This window comes from Tessaracoccus sp. O5.2 (assembly GCF_964266725.1).
Taxonomy (GTDB): domain Bacteria; phylum Actinomycetota; class Actinomycetes; order Propionibacteriales; family Propionibacteriaceae; genus Arachnia; species Arachnia lapidicapta.
The window spans coordinates 58,323-79,844 of the sequence record NZ_CAXWGV010000003.1 but is presented as its reverse complement, the minus strand read 5'-3'; the positions used below and the strand labels follow the sequence as shown (position 1 = coordinate 79,844).

General features: G+C 71.8%; 21 protein-coding genes and 1 riboswitch. Of the genes, 11 read left to right on the top strand and 10 right to left on the bottom strand.

Going from position 1 to position 21,522, the window contains the following annotated elements; genetic code table 11:
• Positions 1-19 precede the first annotated feature (19 nt).
• Positions 20-1,177, top strand: a complete 1,158-nt coding sequence (gene dnaJ / locus ACFQPD_RS02290; protein ID WP_385898037.1) for a molecular chaperone DnaJ — start codon at positions 20-22, stop codon at positions 1,175-1,177.
• Between the two features lie 2 nt (positions 1,178-1,179).
• Positions 1,180-1,599, top strand: coding sequence for a heat shock protein transcriptional repressor HspR (locus tag ACFQPD_RS02285; RefSeq protein WP_385898034.1), 420 nt, complete (start codon positions 1,180-1,182; stop codon positions 1,597-1,599).
• A gap of 4 nt (positions 1,600-1,603) precedes the next feature.
• Here ACFQPD_RS02285 and ACFQPD_RS02280 read toward each other — a convergent pair whose 3' ends face one another.
• A complete protein-coding gene (locus ACFQPD_RS02280; protein WP_385898031.1) occupies positions 1,604-2,194 on the bottom strand; it encodes a DUF1707 domain-containing protein in 591 nt (196 codons plus the stop codon).
• Between the two features lie 93 nt (positions 2,195-2,287).
• Here ACFQPD_RS02280 and ACFQPD_RS02275 point away from each other — a divergent pair, with 93 nt between their 5' ends.
• Genes ACFQPD_RS02275 through ACFQPD_RS02255 form a run of 5 tightly spaced genes read left to right on the top strand, consistent with a single transcriptional unit; the run spans position 2,288 to position 6,983 of the window.
• A complete protein-coding gene (locus tag ACFQPD_RS02275; protein WP_385898028.1) occupies positions 2,288-3,130 on the top strand; it encodes a siderophore-interacting protein in 843 nt (280 codons plus the stop codon).
• Positions 3,131-3,159: 29 nt separating this feature from the next.
• Positions 3,160-4,209 carry an iron-siderophore ABC transporter substrate-binding protein gene (locus tag ACFQPD_RS02270; protein ID WP_068751664.1) on the top strand — a complete coding sequence of 350 codons (1,050 nt, stop codon included), beginning with the start codon at positions 3,160-3,162 and terminating at the stop codon, positions 4,207-4,209.
• Entirely contained in the window at positions 4,206-5,180 is a 975-nt protein-coding gene (locus ACFQPD_RS02265) for a FecCD family ABC transporter permease (RefSeq protein WP_385898026.1), read from the top strand. Before ACFQPD_RS02270 ends, ACFQPD_RS02265 begins: the two co-directional genes overlap by 4 nt.
• Entirely contained in the window at positions 5,177-6,196 is a 1,020-nt protein-coding gene (locus tag ACFQPD_RS02260; protein WP_385898023.1) for a FecCD family ABC transporter permease, read from the top strand. The genes ACFQPD_RS02265 and ACFQPD_RS02260 overlap by 4 nt, the downstream gene beginning before the upstream one ends.
• Positions 6,189-6,983 carry an ABC transporter ATP-binding protein gene (locus ACFQPD_RS02255; RefSeq protein ID WP_385898021.1) on the top strand — a complete coding sequence of 265 codons (795 nt, stop codon included), beginning with the start codon at positions 6,189-6,191 and terminating at the stop codon, positions 6,981-6,983. Before ACFQPD_RS02260 ends, ACFQPD_RS02255 begins: the two co-directional genes overlap by 8 nt.
• 51 nt (positions 6,984-7,034) lie before the next feature.
• Here the strand turns inward: ACFQPD_RS02255 and ACFQPD_RS02250 are convergent, their stop codons facing one another.
• The 5 genes from ACFQPD_RS02250 to thiM form a co-directional block, all read right to left on the bottom strand.
• A complete protein-coding gene (locus ACFQPD_RS02250) occupies positions 7,035-9,593 on the bottom strand; it encodes a glycogen/starch/alpha-glucan phosphorylase (RefSeq protein ID WP_385898018.1) in 2,559 nt (852 codons plus the stop codon).
• 82 nt (positions 9,594-9,675) lie between these two features.
• Positions 9,676-10,362 (bottom strand): TenA family protein, encoded by a 687-nt coding sequence (locus ACFQPD_RS02245; protein WP_385898015.1) that lies wholly within the window; start codon positions 10,360-10,362, stop codon positions 9,676-9,678.
• Positions 10,359-11,210 carry a bifunctional hydroxymethylpyrimidine kinase/phosphomethylpyrimidine kinase gene (gene thiD / locus ACFQPD_RS02240; protein WP_385898013.1) on the bottom strand — a complete coding sequence of 284 codons (852 nt, stop codon included), beginning with the start codon at positions 11,208-11,210 and terminating at the stop codon, positions 10,359-10,361. Before thiD ends, ACFQPD_RS02245 begins: the two co-directional genes overlap by 4 nt.
• Positions 11,207-11,887 carry a thiamine phosphate synthase gene (thiE, locus tag ACFQPD_RS02235; RefSeq protein ID WP_385898011.1) on the bottom strand — a complete coding sequence of 227 codons (681 nt, stop codon included), beginning with the start codon at positions 11,885-11,887 and terminating at the stop codon, positions 11,207-11,209. The genes thiD and thiE overlap by 4 nt, the downstream gene beginning before the upstream one ends.
• A complete protein-coding gene (gene thiM, locus ACFQPD_RS02230; RefSeq protein ID WP_068751656.1) occupies positions 11,884-12,684 on the bottom strand; it encodes a hydroxyethylthiazole kinase in 801 nt (266 codons plus the stop codon). The genes thiE and thiM overlap by 4 nt, the downstream gene beginning before the upstream one ends.
• Positions 12,677-12,772, bottom strand: a riboswitch (TPP riboswitch). It overlaps the preceding gene by 8 nt.
• A gap of 326 nt (positions 12,773-13,098) precedes the next feature.
• Between thiM and ACFQPD_RS02225 the strand changes: the two genes are divergently transcribed.
• Positions 13,099-14,010: a type IV toxin-antitoxin system AbiEi family antitoxin domain-containing protein gene (locus ACFQPD_RS02225; RefSeq protein WP_385898008.1), complete on the top strand. Its 912-nt coding sequence runs from the start codon at positions 13,099-13,101 to the stop codon at positions 14,008-14,010.
• A gap of 182 nt (positions 14,011-14,192) precedes the next feature.
• On the opposite strand, the gene ACFQPD_RS02220 is transcribed toward ACFQPD_RS02225, so the two are convergent.
• Positions 14,193-15,392: a glycine C-acetyltransferase gene (locus ACFQPD_RS02220; RefSeq protein ID WP_385898005.1), complete on the bottom strand. Its 1,200-nt coding sequence runs from the start codon at positions 15,390-15,392 to the stop codon at positions 14,193-14,195.
• Between the two features lie 7 nt (positions 15,393-15,399).
• A complete protein-coding gene (tdh, locus tag ACFQPD_RS02215; RefSeq protein WP_068751653.1) occupies positions 15,400-16,428 on the bottom strand; it encodes an L-threonine 3-dehydrogenase in 1,029 nt (342 codons plus the stop codon).
• Between the two features lie 109 nt (positions 16,429-16,537).
• On the opposite strand from tdh, the gene ACFQPD_RS02210 reads away from it, so the two are divergent.
• Genes ACFQPD_RS02210 through ACFQPD_RS02200 form a run of 3 tightly spaced genes read left to right on the top strand, consistent with a single transcriptional unit; the run spans position 16,538 to position 18,192 of the window.
• Complete coding sequence (locus ACFQPD_RS02210; protein ID WP_385898003.1) at positions 16,538-17,449, top strand: PfkB family carbohydrate kinase; 912 nt, start codon at positions 16,538-16,540, stop codon at positions 17,447-17,449.
• Positions 17,450-17,488: 39 nt separating this feature from the next.
• Positions 17,489-17,626: a DUF2277 domain-containing protein gene (locus ACFQPD_RS02205; RefSeq protein ID WP_385898000.1), complete on the top strand. Its 138-nt coding sequence runs from the start codon at positions 17,489-17,491 to the stop codon at positions 17,624-17,626.
• The gene (locus ACFQPD_RS02200; protein WP_068751650.1) at positions 17,623-18,192 is read left to right on the top strand and encodes a hypothetical protein; all 570 of its coding nucleotides are present in this window, start codon (positions 17,623-17,625) and stop codon (positions 18,190-18,192) included. Before ACFQPD_RS02205 ends, ACFQPD_RS02200 begins: the two co-directional genes overlap by 4 nt.
• On the opposite strand, the gene ACFQPD_RS02195 is transcribed toward ACFQPD_RS02200, so the two are convergent.
• Together ACFQPD_RS02195 and treS are read right to left on the bottom strand one after the other, a co-directional pair.
• On the bottom strand, positions 18,189-19,148 hold the full coding sequence (locus tag ACFQPD_RS02195) for an L-lactate dehydrogenase (RefSeq protein WP_385897998.1): 960 nt from the start codon (positions 19,146-19,148) through the stop codon (positions 18,189-18,191). The genes ACFQPD_RS02200 and ACFQPD_RS02195 overlap by 4 nt on opposite strands.
• 36 nt (positions 19,149-19,184) lie before the next feature.
• A complete protein-coding gene (treS, locus tag ACFQPD_RS02190; protein ID WP_385897995.1) occupies positions 19,185-21,425 on the bottom strand; it encodes a maltose alpha-D-glucosyltransferase in 2,241 nt (746 codons plus the stop codon).
• Between the last annotated feature and the right edge of the window lie 97 nt (positions 21,426-21,522).

Genomic DNA, 21,522 nt, shown 5'->3' with positions numbered 1-21,522 from the left:
AAAGGAGATGATCGAGTAGATGAGCACGAAGGACTGGCTCGAGAAGGACTACTACAAGGTCCTCGGCGTCTCCAAGACCGCGTCGGCCGACGACATCAAGAAGGCGTTCCGGAGGATCGCCCGGGACAACCACCCGGATCAGAACCCCGACGACCAGGCCGCCCTCGCCCGGTTCAAGGAGGCGTCCGAGGCCAACGCGATCCTCAGCGACGCCGAGAAGCGCAAGGAGTACGACGAGGCCCGCAGCCTGTTCGGCGGCGGCTTCAAGTTCTCCAAGCCCGGCCCGGGCGGCGGACCGGCGGGGTTCGAGGACCTCTTCCGCAACGCCGGCGGGGGCACCGCGTCGACGGCGGGCTTCGGCGACCTGTTCGGCGGTCTGTTCGGCGCGACGGGGGGCACGCGGCGCACCACGAAGCGCGGCCCCCGCCGCGGCGCCGACATCGAAGGCGACGTGACCATCAGCTTCGAGCAGGCCGTCGAGGGCGCCACCGTCACCATGCGCACCATCAGCGACCAGCCGTGCCCGTCGTGCCGGGGGACCGGCGCCAAGGCCGGCACGCTGCCGCGCGTCTGCCCGAAGTGTGAGGGCTCCGGCATGCAATCCACGCAGGCCGGCGGCGTCTTCCACATGAGCGAACCCTGCACGGAGTGCCTGGGCCGCGGCCTGATCGTCGACACCCCCTGCCCCGACTGCGCCGGTTCCGGCCGCGGCCGGTCCGCCAAGACCATGCAGGTCCGCATCCCCGCCGGCGTCTCGGACGGGCAGCGCATCCGGCTCAAGGGCAAGGGCGCGGCCGGCGAGAACGGCGGTGCGCCGGGCGATCTGTACGTGACGGTCGCGGTGACGCCCCACCGGCTGTTCGGGCGCACGGGCCACAACCTCACGCTGGAGGTGCCGGTCACGTTCACGGAGGCGACGCTGGGCGCGGAGATCACCATCCCGACCCTCGCCGGGCCCAACGTCAAGCTCCGCGTCCCCCCGGGCACGCCGAACGGGCGCACCATGCGGGTCCGCGGCAAGGGCGCCCGCAAACCGGACGGCTCGCTGGGCGACCTGCTGGTGACGCTCAACGTCCAGGTGCCCGACGGGCTGACCGACGACGCCAAGCGCGCGCTGCAGGAGTACGCCGAGAAGGCGCACCAGGCCAACCCGCGCGACGCACTGTTCGGGAGCTGACCATGGACAGCTTTCCCCAGCGGTTCGACATCGATGCGCCGGTCTTCACCGTCTCGGTGGCGGCGTCGCTGGCGGACATGCACGCCCAGACGCTGCGGGGATACGACAGGCTCGGCCTCGTCGTCCCGCAGCGCACGCGCGGCCGAGGCCGGCGATACTCGCTGCGCGACATCGCCAAGCTCCGCCACGTCCAGCACCTGAGCCAGAACGAGGGCATCAACCTCGAAGGGATCCGGCGCATCCTGGCGCTGGAGGCCGAACTCGACGGCGTGCGCGAACAGCTCGATCGCCTGGCCGACCTGGTGCGCCGGCTGCAGTCGTCGGACCGCGCGGCGCGCGTGTTCACGGCGGAGTCGTCGGGCGCCGTGCACGCCGGGCGGTTCCGGCCCGCCCGCCGCCTCGCGCTGCCGCCGTCGCGCTGAGCAGTCAGCCCCGCTCCCGCCGCGACAGCTTGACGTCGTGGCCGGCCCAGAAGAGAAATCCCTTGAGGATCAGCGTGCCGTTGGAGCCGTCGCCGCGCGCGTCTTGGTCGATGTCGTTGCCCGCCATGATGGCGAACGACTCGTCGATGACCCGCACGCCCTCGGGTACGTAGATGTCGTGTCCGGCCATCACGGCGGACAGTTCGAGCGTGAGCAGCACGCCTGGGCCGAGCGCCCGGTCGAGGATGATGTCGTCGCCGCCCCAACACGCGAAGTTGCGGTAGAGGCTCGTGCCCGGCGCCAGGTCGACGTCGCGGCCGGTCATGAAGGTGACTGACATGCCGACGTCGGTCGTCGCTGGCGATGGCATCGCGACGGCCGGCCCGGCCTGCAGGAGCGCTCCCTCCGGCAGGTCCGCGACCACCGGAAGCAGGTCGTCGACGTACTGCGCGGCGAGCACAGCGTCCTGCCGGGAGCCCAGCTCCTCGACGCTGAGCCGGCCGGCCGCGTGCGCCTGCTGCAGCACACGCAAGGTATCGTCGCGGTCGGCATCGCCGGCTCGCATCCGAGGCCGCGGGACCAGGTCGTCGGGCATGCCGTCAGTCTAGGCCGCCCCGGGTTCCGAGGATCCTGCCTTATTTCGCAAGACACCGTTTGCCAAAAGCACAGGTTAGGCTAACCTTACCGCGTGAGCATCGCGACGCAGGCCGAGCAGCCCCGATCCCGAACGGCACGGCGCCGCGCCGGCAGCGCCATGGCCGCGACCCCTGAGCCGAGCGGACAGCTCCTCGTCGAGGCCGAGGTCCTGGCGGTCGCCGCCCCCGCCGCCGCGGTGCGCCGGGTCACCCTCGGGGCCGCGGAGTTCGTCCGACTACGGACGTCCGGCGCCGACGAGTTCCTCGGATTGCTGATGCCGCCCACCGGGCAGAGGCTCGTCCTCCCCGATCCAGATCGGGTCGACATCCGGGCCGCCGTCGCCGAGCTGCCCGAGCACGCCCGGCCGGCCCTGCGGTGGTACACAGTGCGTCGACACGACGACGTCGCGGGCACCATCGACGTCGACATCGTCACCCACGGCACCTCTGGCCCTGGGTCGGCCTGGGCGTTGACCGTCCGCCCGGGAGACCGGGTCGGCGTCCGCCAGTGCGGCGCACTGTTCCTGCCCGGCGACTCCGACCGGATCTGCTTCGTCGTCGACGAGACCGCGGCCCCCGGGCTCGCGGCCATCATGGAGCGGCACGACCTCGGACCCGACTGCCGCATCATCGTCGAGACACCGGACCTGGCCCACCTCACGCCGCTGCCGTGGCATCCCGGCCTCACCGTGCTGACCCGCCACGACCGGATCCCGGGTGAGGTCGCCCGCGCGGCCCTCGCCGACGCCGACGCCACAGCGTTCGACTACTTCTACCTCTGCGGAGAGAGCGACCTCGCCGCCTCGTGCCGCCGGCTGCTCGTCAGCGGGCGCGGCGTCGCGCGGCGGCAGGTGCTGTTCTCCGGCTATTGGAAGCTCGGCCAGGCGCGCGTCTGACCGGCACGATCACCCCGAAGGAAACCGATATGTCCCTCTCCCTCCGCGTGGCGGGGGCGGCGCTCGCCGCGCTCGCCCTGACGGCCTGCAGCACCGGCCCCGCGACGCCGACCCCCGACGCCGCCTCCTCGACCGCGCCGGCCGCGTCCTCAGCGCCGGCGACTGACGCCTTCCCGGTCACCGTCACCCACGCCCTGGGCGAGGCGGTCATCGAGGCCGAGCCCACCCGCATCGCCACCGTCGGCTGGACCGACCACGAGACCCTCGTCTCGCTGGGCGTGGTGCCCGTCGGCGCCGTGGAGATCACGTGGGGCGGCAACGCCCAGGGGTCCACGGACTGGTTCGACGCCGCCGTCGCCGAGCTGGGCGGCGAGCAGCCCACCCGCTACGACGACTCCGCGGGCGCGCCCATCGAGGAGATCGTGGCGCTCGAGCCAGACCTCATCCTCGCCACCAACTCCGGCCTGACGCAGGAGGAGTACGACACGCTCAGCCGCGTGGCACCGGTCGTCGCGTACCCGGAGGCGCCGTGGTCGACGTCCTGGCAGGACTCGCTCGAACTCGTCGGCCGGGCGGTGGGCCGCAGCGAGCTGGCCGCTGAGGTCGAGGCCGAGACCACCGCCCTGCTGCAGCAGGCCGGAGCCGAGTACCCGGAGATCGCCGGCACGAGCGCGGCCTGGCTGTGGTTCGCCGCCGCGGACTACTCCAAGTTCGGGGTGTACACCGCGACGGACGCCCGGCCGCGATTCCTCGACGCCGTCGGCTTCGAGACCCCGGCCATCGTCACGGAGCTGAGCGGCGGCGCCCCCGGCCAGTTCTCCGTCGACGTGTCGGCCGAGCGGGCCGCCGAGTTCGACGCCGACGTCATCGTCTTCTACACCGACGACTCGGTGAAGCTCGCCGACATCCAGGCCGCGCCCCTCATCCAGGACCTGCCGGCCCTGAAGAGCGGGGCGTTCGTCGCAGCCGACGACCCCACGCTGGCGCTCCCGCTGTCCAGCCCGACCCCGCTGAGCATCCCGATCGCGGTCGAGAAGTTCGTGCCGCTGCTCGCGGAGGCCGCGGCGAAGGTCCAGTGACCGTCCCCCGGGCGGCCGGCGGCGCCATCGCCGTCGGCGGCCTGGCGACCGGCGTCCTGGCGTCCTTCGCGATCGGCGCTGTGAGCGTGCCCGTCGGTGACGTCGTCGGGTTCCTCACCGGCGCCGACCCCGCCACCGCCACCATCCTGGCCGCCCGCGTGGACCGCACCCTCGTGGGCGTGGTCTGCGGGGCGGCGCTCGCCCTGTCCGGGGCGGTCCTCCAGGGCGTCACCCGGAACCCGCTCGCCGATCCGGGCCTGCTCGGGATCAATGCGGGGGCCGCGCTCGCCGTCGCCGTGGGCGTCGTCACGGGGATCGGCGCCTCGCAGGGCACCGTCGTGGCGCTCGCGCTGCTCGGCGCCGGCGCCGCCGCCGGATTCGTCGCGCTCCTCAGCCGCGGCCGGCCGGACCCCGTGCTTCTGGTGCTCCTCGGTGCCGCCGTCACCGCCGCCTGCCTCAGCGCCGTGTCCGCCGTCACCATCCGCAACCAGGCCGCGCTCGAGGTGATGCGGTTCTGGCAGGTCGGGTCCATCGGCGGCCGCGGGCTGCCGCTGCTGCTGCCGTCCCTGCCCGTCCTGGTCCTCGGTGCCGTCCTGACGGTGTGGGCCGGATCGACGCTCAACACGCTGGCGGTCGGCGACGACCTCGCCACCGCGCTCGGCACCAGGATCGGCCGGACGAGGGCCCTGCTGGGCACCGGCGCCGTGCTGCTGGCGGCCGGCTCCGTCGCCGTCGTCGGCCCCATCGGTTTCGTCGGCCTCGTCGTGCCGCATATCGTCCGCCTGCTCATGGGCCCTGACTACCGCGTCGTCATCGCCGGCTCGGTGCTGCTGGGCCCGGTGCTGCTGCTGACCGCCGACATCATCGGGCGCGTCGTCATGCCGCCCGCGGAGATCTCCGCCGGCCTCGTCGTCCTCCTGCTCGGCGCGCCCGTGCTGGTGGCTCTGGTACGCAGGTCGGTGCACGCATGACCGCCGCCGCACTCCGGGCCGCGACGGCGCGCCGTCGTCGGCTCGTCCTCGCCGCCGCCGCGGCGGCGACCGTCGCGCTGTTCGTGGCCCGCGCGCTGCTCGGCGATTACCAGATCGCCGCCCCCGACGCCGTGCGGATCCTCCTCGGCGCCGATCTGGGGCCGGCCAGCTTCATCTTTCTGGAGACCAAGCTGCCGACGGCGCTGGTCGCGCTGGCGGCCGGGCTCGCGCTCGGCGGCTCAGGGGCGGCGTTCCAGTCGATGCTGCGCAACCCGCTGGCCAGCCCCGACGTGATGGGTGTGACGCTTGGTGCCAGCGCGGCCGCGGTCACCGGGCTCGTGGTGGCGGGGCTCACCGGGGCGCAGGTCACGGCCGCCGCGTTCGCGGGCGGCCTGGCGGTGGCGCTCGGCATCTTCGTGCTTTCCGGGGGCGCGCACTCGGCGTCGAACCGGATCATCCTCATCGGGCTCGGCCTGGCGTTCGCGCTGCAGGCCGTCATCCACTGGGTGCTCATCCGCGGCAGCGTCTACCAGGCGCGCGACGCCATGCGGTGGCTGAGCGGGAGCCTGAACGCCATGACGTGGGACGGGGTGTCGCGGCTGTGGGTGGCGGTCGCGGTGGGGCTGCCGCTACTCCTGCTCCTCGGCCGGCCGCTCAGGCTGATCGAGGTGGGCGACGATCTGGCCGGCGGGTTGGGCATTCGGGTGCCGCGCGTGCGGCTCGCGGTGCTGCTGGTGGTGGTGCTACTCACCGCCTCCGCCACCTCGGTGGCCGGGCCCATCGCCTTCGTCGGCCTGCTGGCCGGGCCGATCGCGCGCCGGCTCAACTCCGGCCGGTCGTCGCTGCCGCTGGCAGCGCTCGTCGGCGCCGCCGTCGTGCTCGGGGCGGACCTGCTGGGCGACGCCCGCTGGCCCTGGGGACCCCTGCCGGTGGGGATCATCACCGGCCTCCTCGGCGCGCCCATGCTGGTGGCGCTGCTGCTGCGTTCGACCTCGGAGGAGGACATCCATGGGTGAGCTGATCGCGCGCTCCGTGACGCTGGGCTACGGCGACCGGATCGTCGCCCGGGACCTGGACGTGGAGGTGCCCGCCGGGCGGATCACCAGCATCGTCGGGCCCAACGGCTGCGGCAAGTCCACGCTGCTGCGCGGCTTCAGCCGGCTCCTGGCGCCGTCGACGGGGCAGATCCTGCTCGACGGCGACGACGTGGCCACGCTCTCGGCCCGCGAGCTGGCGCGCCGGCTGGGGCTGCTGCCGCAGTCGCCGATCACGCCGGAGGCGATGACGGTCGCGGAGCTGGTGGGCCTCGGACGGCACCCGCACCGGGCGATGCTCGGCGGGTGGTCGCGGTCCGATCAGGACGCCGTCGATGAGGCCCTCGAGATGACCCGCACGGCTGACCTGGCCGGACGACGCGTCGATCAGCTGTCCGGGGGTCAGCGGCAGCGGGTGTGGATCGCGACGGTGCTGGCGCAGCGCGCCGCGACCCTGCTGCTCGACGAGCCCATCTCGTTCCTCGACATCGCCCGGGCAGTCGAGGTGCTGGACCTCGTCGTCGACCTCAACCGCCAGCGCGGCACGACGGTGGTGATGGTGCTGCACGACCTCAACCTCGCGGCCCGCTACAGCGACCGGCTGATCGCGATGCGCGACGGCGCGATCGTCGCCGCGGGGGCGCCGTCGGACGTGGTGACGGAGGCGATGGTCTACGACGTCTTCGGCGTCCCGAGCCGAGTGATCCCGGACCCGGTCTCGGGTACCCCGCTGGTGGTCCCGATCGGCCGTCACCACCGGCGACACTGACGAGGGCCCCGACCGTGCGGTGAGGGCCCTCGCTGACGCCGGCGTCGCGTCTCAGATCATCGGCGTGGTGTGCCAGATGCGCTGCAGGTAGTCGCGAATCGAGCGGTCCGAGCTGAAGTAGCCCGTGCGCGCCACGTTGAGGATGGCGGAGCGGGTCCAGGCCGCCTCGTCGGCGTACTTCGCCTCGACCCTGGCCTGCGCGTCGATGTAGGACTGGAAGTCCGCCAGCACCATGAACCGGTCCTGGTGGAGCAGGTTGTAGACCACCGAGTCGAACATGTGGCGGTCGCCCTCGCTGAACTCGCCCGACAGGATGAGGTCCAGGGCGGCCTTGAGCTGCGGGTTCGACTCGTAGTACGAGCCGGGGGTGTACCCCTTCGCGCCCAACTCGGCGACCTCCGGCTCGGACATGCCGAACAGGAAGAAGTGCTTGTCGCCCACCAGCCGGCGGATCTCGACGTTGGCGCCGTCGTCCGTGCCGATGGTCAGCGCGCCGTTGAGCGCGAACTTCATGTTGCCGGTGCCGGATGCCTCCATGCCCGCCAGCGAGATCTGCTCCGACAGGTCCGCCGCCGGGATGAGCTTCTCGGCGAGCGTGACGTTGTAGTTCGCCGGGAAGGCGACCTTGAGCCGGCCCTCGAGCCGCTCGTCGGCGTTGATGACCTTGGCCACCTTGTTGATGAGGTGGATCGTGTCCTTCGCCATCCTGTAGCCGGGGGCAGCCTTCGCGCCGAACACGACGGTGCGCGGCGCCAGGTCCTCCACCGCGAGCGTCCCGGACAGGACCTGCTCGTACAGGGAGACGATGTGCAGCAGCTTGAGCGACTGCCGCTTGTACTCGTGGAGGCGCTTGACCATGACGTCGAGCAGGTGCCCCGACGGCAGGTCGATGCCGTCGCGCTGCCGCAGGAGGTCGGTCAGGCGCTTCTTGTTCCACGCCTTGATCTCGCTGAACCGGGCCTGGAACTCCGGGTCGTCGGCGTAGGGCTCGAGCTCCTTCAGGCGCTCGAGGTCGGTCACCCAGTTGCTGCCGATCGCGTCGGTGATGAGCTCCGACAGCTTGGGGTTGGCCATGCGCACGAAGCGACGCGGGGTGACGCCGTTGGTGACGTTGGTGAACTTGTCCGGCCACAGCTGGGAGAAGTCGGGCAGGACCTTGTCGCGCAGCAGCTGCGAGTGCAGCTCGGCGACGCCGTTGACCTTCGTGCCGGCCACGGTGGCGAGGTACGCCATCCGCACGCCCTGCTCCGGGTGCTCGGCGATCATCGACATGCGGCGGGCGCGCATCTCATCGCCCGGGAACGCGGCGCGGACCTCCTTGAGGAACCGCTCGTTGATGCCGAAGATGATCTCCAGGTGGCGGGGCAGCAGGCGGCCCAGCAGCTCCGTCGACCACACCTCCAGCGCCTCGGGCAGCAGGGTGTGGCAGGTGTAGGCGAAGCAGGACTTCGTGACCTCCCACGCCTCCTCCCACTCGAAGCCCTTCTCGTCCATGAGGATGCGCATGAGCTCCGGCACGGCGATGACCGGGTGGGTGTCGTTGAGCTGGAAGATGATCCGCTCCGACAGGTGGTGCAGGTCGAAGCCCTCCTCGAGTTCGTTGTCGAGGAAGTCACGCAGCGAACAGGCGACGAAGAAGTACTGCTGCTGCAGGCGCAGCTCCTTGCCCTGCGGCGTCGAGTCCTCCGGGTAGAGCACCTTGGAGATGTTCTCGGCGAAAGTCTGGGCCCGGACTGCCTGCGCGTAGTCACCGGCGTTGAAGATCTGCAGGTCGAACGCCTTGGTCGCCTGCGCGCTCCACAGGCGCAGCGTGTTCACGCGGCCGTTGAGGTAGCCGGGGACCATGTAGTTGTAGGGGACGCCCAGCACGTTCCAGGCCGGGATCCAGCGGCAGCGCTCGCGGCCGTCGTCGTCGACATAGGTCTCGGTGTGTCCGCCGAAGTCCACCCGTACGGCGGCCTCGGGGTGCGGGAACTCCCACGGCGAGCCGAGCGCCAGCCACGTGTCGGGCTGCTCGACCTGGCGGCCGTCGACGAAGGTCTGACGGAAGATGCCGTACTCGTAGCGGATGCCGTAGCCGATGCTGGGCACGTCCATGGTAGCCATCGAGTCGATGAAGCAGGCCGCGAGCCGGCCGAGGCCGCCGTTGCCGAGGCCCGGCTCGACCTCCTGCGCGCGCAGCGTCGGCAGGTCGAGGCCGCAGAGCTCCAGGCCCTGCCGGGCGATGTCGTTGAGGTCGGTGGCGAGCAGGGCGTTGCCGAGCTGCCGGCCGAGCAGGTATTCGGCGGAGAGGTAGCCGATGGTCTTGACCTTGGCCTCGCGGGTCTTGCGGTTCGTCTCGAGCCAGCGGGCCATGAGGTAGTTCTTCACCGTGCTGGCGAGCGCGAGGTACTGGTCGTTGACGCTGGAACGCGAGAGAGTGACGCCCTGGTTGGTGTTGAGCTCGTGCAGGAACTCCCGCACGAACCCGTCCACGGAGAACGGGGGCGTGCCGACGGGGGCCGTCGCGAGCGGGTGCGTCGGGGTCGACGCGGGGCCGTACGTACGGGTGTCGGTGTTGGGCGACTCATCTGCGGGGAGCGTGCGTCCGGGCTGCGCAATGTCAGGCATGGGGCACAGATTAGTTGAGCGCCAACGGAAAGTCGTAACCGCATGTCACGGCCAGATAACGGTCCAAGTCAGCGCGCCGTTGTCAGGCCTGCCACGCCTCCAGATCGTAAGAGCGCGCCCAGAACAGTTCCTCGTAATGGGTGGCGTCGACGAAGGCCGTCAGCATGCGCGCCCGGGTGTCCTCGTCGGCCGCCGTCGCGGCGTCGTCGAGCCAGCCGATCGCCTGCCGCGTCACGTCCTGGAACGCCGGGTCCGCGTACGCGGCGACCCAGCCCGCGTAGGGGTGCGGGCTGAGCGCCGCGGCGCGGCCGGCGAGCGTGGCGCCGACGTCGGCGTACACCCAGTAGCAGGGCAGCACGGCCGCGACGCCCACCGGGTACGGCTCGAACGCAGTCGCCGCGAGCAGCGAGTTGACGTAGGCCCGCGTGGTGGGGGACGCGACGGCGGGGCGGGGGAGGTCGCGGAGCCGGTCGTCGGCCAGCAGAGCGTCGTGCATGAGCACCTCGGCCTCGACCGCCTCGCCCGCGCTGCGCGCCCAGAATGCGGCCGCCGCCGAGGTGGGGGCGCGGGACGCGAGCGTCGCGAGCGCGCGGGTGTAGCCGCGCAGGTAGAAGTCGTCCTGGCCGAGATACTCGACGAAGCGGTGCGGCTCGAGGGTGCCGTCGGCGAGTTCGGTCAGCAGGGGGAGGCGGTCGATGCGGTCGCGGATGGCCGCGGTGGTGTCCCAGGCGTGGGCGCTGAAGTCGCCGGGGGCCCAGTCGATGCTCACAGGCCGGCCTCCGCCCGCCCGACGAGGTGATCGACGGGCCCGTGGCCCTGGTCCGGCGTCCGGCTGAGACGCCAGGTCGAGCCGGAGTCGAGTGCCCTCATGAGGTAGTCGCGGGCCTCCTCGACCGACTCCAGCCGGACCCCGGTGGCGCGGGTGTCGCCACGGCGGGCGGCGACGGCCGCGATCGCCGAGCTGAGGGTGCAGCCGGTCCCGTGCGTGTTCCGGGTGTCGATCCTGGGGCCGGTCAGCAGCGCGAAGGTGTCGCCGTGGGCGTAGACGTCGGTCATCTCCGCGCCCGAGAGGTGGCCGCCCTTGGCCAGGACGGCGCGGGCGCCGGCGGCGACCAGCGCGCGGGCCTGACGGATGAGGCCGTTGTCGTCGGACACCGGCGCCTCCCTGAGCAGGACCGCGGCCTCGGGCACGTTGGGGGTGACGACGTCGGCCAGCGGCACGAGGCGCGTCCGGACCACCTCGACGGCGTCGTCGGTGAGGAGGGCGTCGCCGGAGGTCGCGATCATGACGGGGTCGAGCACGATGAGGCCGGCGTCGTCGCGTCGCGCCTCGAGCACATCGGCGACGGCGGAGGCCACCTCGGCGTTCGACAGCATGCCCAGCTTGGTCGCGGCGACCGGGAGGTCGTCGAACACGGCGTGGATCTGCGCGGCGACGAAGTCGGGGTCCACGGGCCGGGCCGCGCGCACGCCCTGGGTGTTCTGGACGGTCAGCCCGGCGAGGGCGGCGGCGCCGTAGACGCCGAGTGCGGTGAAGGTCTTGAGGTCGGCCTGGATGCCGGCGCCGCCACTGGGGTCCGAGCCGGCGATGCTGAGGACGATCTTCGGAGTGGTCATCGGGTCCTCCAGAGTGCGAGAAGGTGCGCGGCTGCCGCGCGGGGGTCCGGGGCGGTGGCGATCGCGGAGACGACGCAGATGCCGTCGACGCCGGTGGCGATCGCATCGGGGGCGGTGGCGGCGTTGATGCCGCCGATCGCGACGGTCTTGGCCCGGCCGGACGTCGCGTCGATCAGGCGGACGGCGCCGTCGGGGCCGAGCGCGGGGGCGGCGTCGGTCTTGGTCGGGGTCGCCCAGAGGGGGGAAAGCCCCAGGACGTCGGCCGTCTGATCGGCCAGCTCCGCCTCGAGCTCGGCGAGGCTGGAGATGCTGAGGCCGATGAGGAGATCGGTGCCCAGGCGGCGGCGCGCCTGGCGGATGTCGCCGTCGTCCTGACCCTGGTGAAAGTGCAGCCCGAGCTCCTCGGCGACGTCGAGGCGGTCGTTGACGACCAGCGCCACCGGGCGGCCGGTGACGTCCTCCGCGCGGCGGGCGGCGTCGCGGCAGGCGCGGGTGAGGGCCAGGAAATCGGCGTCGGGGAGGTGCTTGTCGCGGACCTGCACCACGCCGGCGCCGCCGAGAGCTGCCTGCTCGACGATGTACGGGACCCGGTCCGGGCCGCCGGAGAGCGCGGTGTCGGTGACGACGTAGAGGCGCCAGTCGACGGCGTCGGCGAGGCCGGGGGAGGCCTGGCTCACGGCTCGTCCTCGACGGTGACCAGCGCGGCGACCTCGTCGGGGGTCAACGCGTGCAGCGCGTCGAGCCAGGCCGTCCGGAAGCTGCCCGGATGGCTCGCGAGCTCGGCGGCTGCCAGCCCCGCGGCGCCGAAGAGGGCGTGGGCGGCGACGACGGCGTCGTGCGGGGCGTGGGTGTCGCGGGTGGCGCCGAGCGCGGCGGCGACCGTCGCCCCGAGGGCGCAGCCCGTGCCGATGACCAGCGGCATCAGCGGGTCTCCGCCCGTGACGCGGGTGGTGCGGCCGGCGCTGACGATGACATCGACGGGACCCGAGATGGCCACGACGGCGCCGGTGTCGGCGGACAAGCGGTGGGCGGTGGCGATGGCCGCGTCGACCTCGTCGGTGGCGTCGACGCCGCGGCCGCCGCCGCTGGCGCCGGCCAGGCCGAGGATCTCGGACGCGTTGCCGCGGATGGCGGTGGGGCGGTGGGCTAGGAGGTCGCGGGCGAGCTGGGTGCGCACGGGCAGAGCCCCGACCGCGACCGGGTCGAGCACCCAGGGCGTCCCCGCCCCGTCGGCGGCCGCGGCCGCGCGGCGCATGCCCTCGTGCTGCTCACTCAGGCCGTTGCCGACGTTGATGAGCAGGGCGGAGGCGACGGTGGCGAAGATCGCGGCCTCCTCGGGGAGGTCGATCATCGCGGGGGCGGCGCCGGCGGCGAGCAGCACGTTCGCGGTGACCTCGGGCACGACGGTGTTGGTCATGCAGTGGACGAGGGGGGTGGAGGCGCGGACGGCGCTGAGGATGGCGGACACGGTCATGGAGGTGGCTCCCTTCGCTAGCACGACCTAGATCAGGTGTTGCGGGTGTGTTCTCAGCCCCGACCTCGGGGCACCCCGGCTGTCGTCGAGCGTACCAGCGTCCCCGTCGTCGCCCTCGCCGGTCCACGCTCCGCGCCTGCCCTCCGTCGTGGCGCCTGCCCTCCGTCGCGGCGCCTGCCCCGGAGCGCAGGCGTGCCCCTTGCGCCTGCCTTAAGGCTGGGTGCCTGTCCTCCAGAGCAGGCGGATGGCACCAAGGCAGGCGCCCCCGCGCGCAGAGCCGACTCCAGCTCGTGAGGGATGCTCCAGCGGCGAGGGCGGTCTGAGCTGTGGACAACGAGCTTCAACTCGCGGATGTTATCCACAACTGGCCCAGGCGGCGGGCGACGGTGGCACTCACCGTCGTCCAATGGGAGCGTGAACGCGCAATGGACCGCCAAGCAACTCCTCGACCTCGGCCTCTCACCCGCAGACCTCCGCGCCCGCGCCAAGGCAGGTGCTCTCGTGCGCCTCAGGCGCGGGCACTACGCAATCGGTTCCGAGGCTAGCCCGGAGGCTGAACATCTGCGGCTCATGAGGGCGACGGCGCTCGACGTGGCGCAGTCGAGTGTCTTCAGCCACACCTCGGCGGCCGTCCTCCACGGGCTGCCGGTGGACGAAGCCACCCTGGGCGTCGCCACGATGATCCGCACCACGCCCGGCCATGGGAACGGAAGCCCCCAGCTCAGAGTGCGCAACACCAGCCTCCTGGGCGAGCACATCACCGTCGTCGACGGGTTCTCCGTGACGACGCTGGAACGGACGCTATGCGACCTCGCGCGGCTCTCGCCCCTCGAATGGGGGGTGGCTGCGGTCGATGCTGGCCTGAGGCGGGGTGCTGACCCGGCCGAGATCCGCCGGATCCTGGCCTTACATCCGCGGCTGCAGGGGGTCCACGTCGCCAAGCGCGTGATGGCGTTCGCGGACCCCCGCAGTGAATCGGCGGCGGAGTCGCTCAGCCGGGTGCAGATGCGCCGGTGGGGGCTGCCCGAGCCCCTCCTTCAGTTCGAGGTCGTCGACGCGGACGGCGTGGTGGTTGCCAGGACGGACTTCGGTTGGCCGGAACTGGGCCTCGTCGGGGAGGTCGACGGCAAGGCCAAGTACGGACGGCTCCTCAAGCCGGGCCAGAGTGCCGAGGACGTGATCATGCGGGAGAAACGGCGCGAGCAGGAGATCCGACGCGCGGGCTACTGGATTGTCCGGTGGGGGTGGGCGGAGATCGTGGACGGTCGCAAGATGGCGATGATCATTGAGGACGGACTGCGCAACGCGCTGCCCCGCGCTTCCTGACCATAGGCGCCTGTCCTGATGCGCGCGTCCGTTGGCGCGCTCGACGCCTGCCCTAGCTAGTGACGCCTGCCCTCCAGCGCAGGCGTCGCCACGGAAGGCAGGCGCTTCATGATCCAAGGCAGGCGTCGGGACCGGGGGCAGGCGTCGGGACCGGGGGCAGGCGTCGGGACCGCAGGCAGGCGTCAGGACGAACCGACGGCGGCGCGCGCCGCGACGAACGCCGCGATCGCCGCATCCAGGTCCGCCCGCGACAACCCGGCCGACATCTGGGTCCGGATCCGCGCGGCGCCCCTCGGCACGACGGGGAACGAGAACGCCCGCACATACACGCCGCGGGCGAGCACCTCGTCGGCCATCCGCGCGGCCAGCACCGCGTCACCGAGCATCACCGGGACGATCGGATGGTCCGACTCGGGGATCTCGAACCCCTCCTCGACCATGCGGCGGCGGAAGTAGGCGGTGTTCTCCGCCAGCCGCTCCAGCAGCGCCGACGTCGTCTCCAGCAGATCCAGGCAGGCAATGGTCGCCGCCACGATCGACGGCGCCAGCGAGTTGCTGAACAGGTACGGCCGCGACCTCTGCCGCAGCAGCTCGACCACCTCGGACCGCGCGCACGTGTAGCCGCCGGAGGCCCCGCCCAAGGCCTTGCCGAGCGTGCCGGTCAGGATGTCGACGCGGTCGATGACCCCGAAGCGCTCCGGCGTCCCCGCGCCCGTCTCGCCGACGAAGCCGACGGCGTGTGAATCGTCGACCATGACCAGCGCGTCGTACTCGTCGGCCAGAGCGCAGATCTCGTCGAGCGGCGCCACGAACCCGTCCATCGAGAACACGCCGTCGGTGGCGATCACCCGATGCCGCGCCCCCCGCGACGCCTCCAGTTGTGCTCGCAGGTCCGCCATGTCGCGGTTGCGGTAGCGGTAGCGGGCGGCCTTGCTCAGCCGCACGCCGTCGATGATGGAGGCGTGGTTGAGTTCGTCGGAGATGATGGCGTCCTCGGCGCCGAACAGGGTCTCGAACAGTCCCCCGTTGGCGTCGAAGCACGACGAGTAGAGGATGGTGTCCCAGCCGTCGTGGCCCTCGGGGCCGGAGCGCAGGAACCCGGTCAGGCGTGCCTCGAGGTCCTGGTGCAGGGTCTGGGTGCCGCAGATGAACCGCACCGACGCCATGCCGAAGCCCCACCGGTCGTAGGCCTTCTTGGCGGCGTCGATGAGCACCGGTGAGTTGGCCAGCCCCAGGTAGTTGTTGGCGCACAGGTTGATCACCTCGCCCGACGGCGTCCCGACGTGCGCCGCCTGCGCCGTCGTCAGCGGCGCCTCCGTCTTGTACAGGCCGTCGGCGCGCAGCTGTGCGAGTTCGCCGCGGATGTGGTCCAGGAATGCCATGGTGTCCTCACTCGTCCCAGGTCAGGATGACTTTGCCGGCGTGCCCGCCCGCCGCGACATCGAACGCCTCCCGGAACGACGACGCCGGGAAGCGGTGCGTGATGACGCCGGAGATGTCCAGCCCCGAGCGCAGCAGGGCGCTCATGGCGTACCAGGTCTCGAACATCTGCCGGCCGGTCACGCCTTGGATCGTCAGCATGTTGAAGATGATGGTGGCGAAGTCCACCTCGAGCGGCTTCGTGGGTGTGCCGAGCAGGGCGATCCGGCCGCCGTGCGTCATGTGCTCGATCATCGACGTCAGCGCCGCGCCGGAGCCGGACATCTCCAGCCCGATGTCGAAGCCCTCGTGCATGTCGAACCGCTCGTAGACGTCCGCGAGGTTCTCCCGCGACACGTTGACGGTGTTCGCCAGCCCGACGCTCCGTGCGAGCTCCAGGCGCTCGTCCCCGAGGTCGGTGATGACGACGTTGCGCGCCCCCTGGAACTTCGCCACCAGTGCCGCCATGATCCCGATCGGGCCGGCGCCGCTGACGAGCACATCCTCGGCCAACGCCGGGAACTGCAGCGCGGCATGGACCGCGTTGCCGAACGGGTCGAAGATCGCCGCGACATCCGGGTCCACCGGCGTGTGGTGCACCCACACGTTCCCGGCGGGCATCGCGAAGTACTCACAGAACGCGCCGTCGACGTGGTAGCCGATGCCGCGGGTGTTGCTGCAGAGGTGACGCCGCCCGGCGAGGCAGGCGCGGCAGCGGCCGCACACGTAGTGCCCCTCGCCGGACACGAACTGCCCGACTTCGAGCCCGGTCACCGACGACCCCAGCTCGACGATCTCCCCGCAGAACTCGTGGCCGAGCACCAGCGGCGTCCGCACGACCTGCGCTGCCCAGCCGTCCCAGCTGTCGATGTGCAGATCCGTGCCGCAGATGCCGGTCCGCAGGACGCGGATCAGGACCTCGTTCGGACTCGGGGTGGGGCGCGGGAGCTCGATGAGTTCGAGTCCCGGACCCGGCCGCGTCTTCGCAAGCGCCAACATGGCCCCCATCGTGGCAGATGCGGCGGCGGGGGAGCGGTGCGGGCGGGGGATCGCTAAGTTGGGTGCGTCGCCGACGACGACGCGGCGCGGAGGGAGAACCATGGGCCCGGTGGTGCGCACGGTGACGTTCAACACCGGATTCGACGACCACTTCCTCGTCGACGGCGTGACGTGGGGCGGCGTCGAGAAGGCGCGGGCGTTCGAGTCGCAGCCGTCGGGCAAGGGTGTGTTCGTGGCCCGCCGCACGGTCGCGTGCGGGGTGCCGGCCCACGCCTACTACCTCATCGGGGAGCGGGAGCAGGCACACCATGTCGGCGCCGTCGAAGCGGCGGGGGTCGTCGTGCATCCCGTCGCGGTGCCCGGCCGCACCCGGCACAACCTCACGCTGATGATGGAGGACCGTGTCGCGGCGCACATGGTGTCCCCGGGATACCAGCTCGCCTCCGCGGCACCCGCCGAGACGCTGCTGCGCATGGTTGTCGACGACGCGCGCGCCGGGGACGTCGTCACGCTCAACGGCTCGATCCCCGCGGCGCTGCCGCCGGAGGCGCTCGCGGAGTCCGTCCGCGCGCTGGCCGAGCGCGGCGCGCGGGTCGTCTCCGACAACCAGGGGCCCTATCTCGCCGCGGCCGTCGGCACCGGGGTGCTGGCCGCCGTGAAGCCGAACAACGAGGAGGTCACGGCCCTGGGCGACGCCCCGGACCTGGCCGGATATCTGTGGGTGCTGGCCGAGGCGGGGGTCGGGCTGCCGGTGATCACTCGCGGGGCCGACGGCGTCGCCTTCCTCGACGACGGCGAGGTCCGCCTCGGATCCTGCCCCGTGGCGCGCCCGCGACTGTCGGTGGGCGCGGGGGACGCCTTCGTGGCCGGCCTTGCGACGGGCATCCTCGAGGACCGCGGCGCGCTTGAGACCGTCGCCTGGGCGTCCGCCTGCGCCGCGGCGCACGTGGCGGGGGCGGACGACGCCGCCTTCCGCGCCGCCGCTGAGCGGGCCCTCGAGCTGTTCGCCGTGCGCGGCTGAGGGTCGTGCCGCGGCACCAGCGCGGCGTAGGGTTGGGACATGTGTCGCAACATCCGGCCCCTGAACAACTTCGAGCCGCCGGCCACGCCTGACGAGGTCCACGCGGCCGCGCTGCAGTACGTCCGCAAGGTCGCGGGCACCACGAAGCCCAGTCAGGCGAACGAGGTGGCCTCGTGAGCGGGGCGGCCGAGGTCCACGTCGGGGCGACGCTGACGCCGTCGAAGATGGAGCTCCTGGCGGGGTGGCTCCCGCGCCAGCCGTGGTTCGACGGCGACCCCGAGCAGCTCTCGCGCGCAGCGTTCTTCCGGTTCGTCGACCCGGCGGGCGCCGTCGGGCTCGACTGCATGGTCGTCACCACCTCCGGGGACTACTACTTCGTCCCCGTCACGTGGCGCTCCGCACCACTCGACGGCGGCGACCTCATCGGCACGCTGGATCACTCGGAACTCGGCCTGCGCTACTGCTACGACGCGCAGACCGACCCGGTGTTCGTCGCCGAGGCCACCCGGGTGATCCGCGAGGGCGACACGCAGGCGGACATCCGCGACGTGCACGGCGACGAGCTCCCGCTCACCATGACGGTGCAGGGCACCGGGGTGGTCGCGGGCGAGGGCGGGCGCCTCGAGATCATGCGCCTGTTGACCCGCGCGGCCCCTACCCCGGAGGACGTCATCGGCTCGCTCGTCAGCCGCTGGACCGACGACGCGGGCCCCCGCCACGACGTCGTCGCCGTCCTGCGCTAGAAGCCGAGCCCGACCGCCATCGAGCGGATGTGCTCCGCGCTCGTGCGCAGCCGCTGCAGCTCGTCGGCCGACAACGGCGGCTCCAACTGCGTGCCGGCGCCGTCGCGACCGACGACAGTGGGTACCGCCATGCAGACGCCGGACATGCCGTGCCAGCCGTCCAGCATCCGCGACACCGGCAGCACGCGCCGTTCATCCCGCAGGATCGACTCGATGATGCGGGTGGCGGCCAGGCCGATGGCGTAGTTCGTGGCGCCCTTGCCCTCGATGACCTCGTAGGCCGCGTTGACGACCCGGTGGGCGATCTCGTCGCGCTCCGCCGCGCCCAGCCGGCCCGTCGTGCGCTCCCACTCGGTCAGCGGCACGCCGCCGATGGTCGCGGTCGACCACAGCGGGGTCTCGGTATCGCCGTGTTCGCCGCACACGTAGGCGTGCACGTTGCCGACGGCGACGTCGCAGGTGGTGGCGATGAGCTGGCGCAGCCGCGACGAGTCCAGCACCGTGCCGGACCCGAACAGCCGGTTGGTGGGCAGCCCGCTGATCTTCAGCGCCGCCTGCGTGGTGACGTCGACCGGGTTGGTGACCATGAGGAACGTGGCGTCCGGCGAGCGCTCCACCAGCGGGGGGATCACCTTCTCCATCAGCGACACCGTTGAGCCGGCGAGGTCCATGCGGGTCTGGCCGGGCTTCTGCTTGGCGCCGGCCGTGACGACGACGACGTCGGCGCCGCGCGTGATGTCGACGTCGTCCGACCCCTCGACCACCGCCTCCGGGAGGAACTGGCCGCCGTGCGCCAGATCCAGTGCCTCGGCGCGCACCTTCGCGCCGTTGATGTCGTGGAGCACGACCTGCCGGGCAACGCCCCGGATGAGGGCCGCGTAGGCCAACGACGATCCGACCGCGCCGGCGCCCACGATCGCGAGCTTGGCGCCTTCTCTGTTTCGAGCCTCAGACATGCGTCGATTGTGTCAGCAGGCGGGACCGCGCGGGGTTCAGTCGCGGATGATCATCGCCAGACCGCCGAACGCAGGCAGGTCGACGGTGAAGCCGCCCAGGTCGTCGACGGTGCCCACCTTGCGGCGCGTGCTGAGGTCGAAGACGCGGCCTGCCGGAAGGAAGTCCGACTGCACCCTGGCCTCGATGCGGTCCCCACCGAAGTTCAGCGCGGTGATCTGCACCGCCCCGATCTCCAGCTCGTTCACCAGCACCAGTAGCGCCCGGTGGCCCACCTCGGGGACGTCCAGCAGGCGCCCGGTCGCGAGCCCGTTGCGTTTGCGGACCTTGAGGATCGCCGCCAGCCGCGACGCGAACGACGTGTCCTTCTTCAGCTGCTCCGGCAGCGGCCCGTACAGCGTGCGGGCCCGCGGCATGCCCGACGGCGACTTCTTCGCCTCGGGCGCCACGCCTAGGATGTCGTAGGCGCCGCGCTCGATCCATCGGGTGTCGCCGGTGCTGATCAGGCTCTTGACCGCGTCCCGCTCCAGCGGGAGGGCGCCGACCAGATCCCAGCCGGACAGGGCGAACACGCCCGGCTGCCAGGCGTTGTACATGCACAGCAGCAGGTGGGCGTTGGCGATGCGCCGGATGTCGGCGTCGGTGAGGGTGTCGAGGTCGGTGACACCCAGGGACGCGGTGATGATCGACGCCGTGGTGCTGGCGATGCCGTTCTGGGTGAACACCGAGTTGTAGGGGGCCGCGGGCCCGGTCAGCAGGTCGCGCATCGTCTGCTGGATGTGTTCGGCCAGCTCGTGGCCCCGGTAGTCGACGCCGCCCAGGGTGTAGATGTCGTCGCGGTGGGCGGCCGCGAAGTGCACCAACTCGTAGGTGAGCTCGTCGTGGTTCTGCATGGCGTGCACCAGCGAGGCCTGGTCCACGCCGATGTCCATGGCCTCCCGCAGGACCAGCCGCAGGAACTCGGTGTCGCCCGTGGCCAGGGAGAACTGCGCGGCCGGGCGCGTGATGAAGTCGTACGACAGGTCCGGGCCGACGGCGCTGGTGCGCTGGATGTCGTCGATGGCCAGGTTGAGCTCCTGGAACGTGAAGCCACCCACCTTGCGCACCATCGAGCCGATGAGCTGGTTGGCCGCCTGGGAGAGCGGGTGCCCCTCGGACCAGGCCGGCGACCGGTCGAAGGAGCGTTCGACGCCGAGGAACCCGTTGGCGTCGAGGCGCAGGCCGCCCGAGCCGAGGTCGAGCAGCGAGTGCAGCGCGTCGCCCATGACCAGGCGCATCCCGGCGCAGGTGGGGTCGAGCCAGTTGATGGTGGGCTGCCCCTCCTTGAAGTAGTGCAGGTAGACCCAGCGCCGCAGCGTCCCCTTGTAGTCGCGGATGGGGGGCGTGACGGACCAGTTGGTCTCCTTCACGCCGGGCTCGTAGAAGATCACCCGCTGCAGTGCACCGATGATGTAGCCCTCGTCCGCGAGGGCCAACTCGGCCTCGGCCGTGAGGTTCACCGAGTCCCTGCCCTCGGGCACGTCGGGCAGCAGGTGCCACGCCGATTCCGGGATGTCGATCATGTGATAGATGCCCGGGTAGTCGCGGTAGTTCAGCTCGGCGAGGCGGAAGTCGGCGCCCTTGCCCGTGTGGCCGGGCACGATGTCGTCGATGATCGTGCCGTTGTGCCGGGCGGCGGTCTCGCACATGTCGCGAAACTCGTCCTCGGTGCCGAACAGCGGGTCGATCGCCATGGATATGCGGTCGAAGTGGCCGTCGACGCTGGGCGTCAGGTCCCAGCCGTCGAGCCCGCCGGCCAGCTTGACCGGGCCGGTGTGGACGGCGTCGATCCCGACGGCGGAGAACGCGTCCCACAACTCGGTCGAGCCGAGCGAGGAGAGGAAGGACTGCCCCGGCGACGTGATGTGCGACAGCGGGTAGGCGGTGTACCAGACGGAGGCCCGCTGCACGGCGGCCCGGGGATCCGGGTGCGCGTAGGGGTTGGACCACATGAGGTGCTTGCCGGCCAGCTGCCGCGACACCTTCTCGGCGTCGTGCAGCATCGACTGCTCCTCCAGCCACTCGACGTAGGCGCGGTTGGCGCCCGACGGCTCGAACGGGGGTGTGATCGGACTCTCATCCACCTGGCGACGGCGGGCGCGGGGCCGCAGCCGGGCCGGGCGGGCGGCGAACCGTGCCTCGTCGAAGCTGATCTCAGGCATCTCCTCGTCGGCGGAGTCGTCGACCGGGAGATCGGGGGCGACGGGCAGGTCGGCGGGGTCCTCGGTGCGCTTGATCACGGCTCCGAGGCTACCGGGCCGCCCCAGGGTCCGCGGGAATACCGGCTCCCGACATCAGGTTGAGTGAGGTAGACTCAACTTGTATTCCTGACTCTGA

What these genes read in the sequence shown, in the direction of transcription:
- dnaJ (WP_385898037.1), top strand. Translation starts at nt 20, where the DNA reads ATGAGCACGAAGGACTGGCTCGAGAAGGACTACTACAAGGTCCTCGGC.
- ACFQPD_RS02285 (WP_385898034.1), top strand. Translation starts at nt 1,180, where the DNA reads ATGGACAGCTTTCCCCAGCGGTTCGACATCGATGCGCCGGTCTTCACC.
- ACFQPD_RS02280 (WP_385898031.1), bottom strand. Translation starts at nt 2,194, where the DNA reads ATGCCCGACGACCTGGTCCCGCGGCCTCGGATGCGAGCCGGCGATGCC.
- ACFQPD_RS02270 (WP_068751664.1), top strand. Translation starts at nt 3,160, where the DNA reads ATGTCCCTCTCCCTCCGCGTGGCGGGGGCGGCGCTCGCCGCGCTCGCC.
- ACFQPD_RS02260 (WP_385898023.1), top strand. Translation starts at nt 5,177, where the DNA reads ATGACCGCCGCCGCACTCCGGGCCGCGACGGCGCGCCGTCGTCGGCTC.
- ACFQPD_RS02255 (WP_385898021.1), top strand. Translation starts at nt 6,189, where the DNA reads ATGGGTGAGCTGATCGCGCGCTCCGTGACGCTGGGCTACGGCGACCGG.
- ACFQPD_RS02250 (WP_385898018.1), bottom strand. Translation starts at nt 9,593, where the DNA reads ATGCCTGACATTGCGCAGCCCGGACGCACGCTCCCCGCAGATGAGTCG.
- thiD (WP_385898013.1), bottom strand. Translation starts at nt 11,210, where the DNA reads ATGACCACTCCGAAGATCGTCCTCAGCATCGCCGGCTCGGACCCCAGT.
- thiM (WP_068751656.1), bottom strand. Translation starts at nt 12,684, where the DNA reads ATGACCGTGTCCGCCATCCTCAGCGCCGTCCGCGCCTCCACCCCCCTC.
- ACFQPD_RS02220 (WP_385898005.1), bottom strand. Translation starts at nt 15,392, where the DNA reads ATGGCATTCCTGGACCACATCCGCGGCGAACTCGCACAGCTGCGCGCC.
- tdh (WP_068751653.1), bottom strand. Translation starts at nt 16,428, where the DNA reads ATGTTGGCGCTTGCGAAGACGCGGCCGGGTCCGGGACTCGAACTCATC.
- ACFQPD_RS02205 (WP_385898000.1), top strand. Translation starts at nt 17,489, where the DNA reads ATGTGTCGCAACATCCGGCCCCTGAACAACTTCGAGCCGCCGGCCACG.
- ACFQPD_RS02195 (WP_385897998.1), bottom strand. Translation starts at nt 19,148, where the DNA reads ATGTCTGAGGCTCGAAACAGAGAAGGCGCCAAGCTCGCGATCGTGGGC.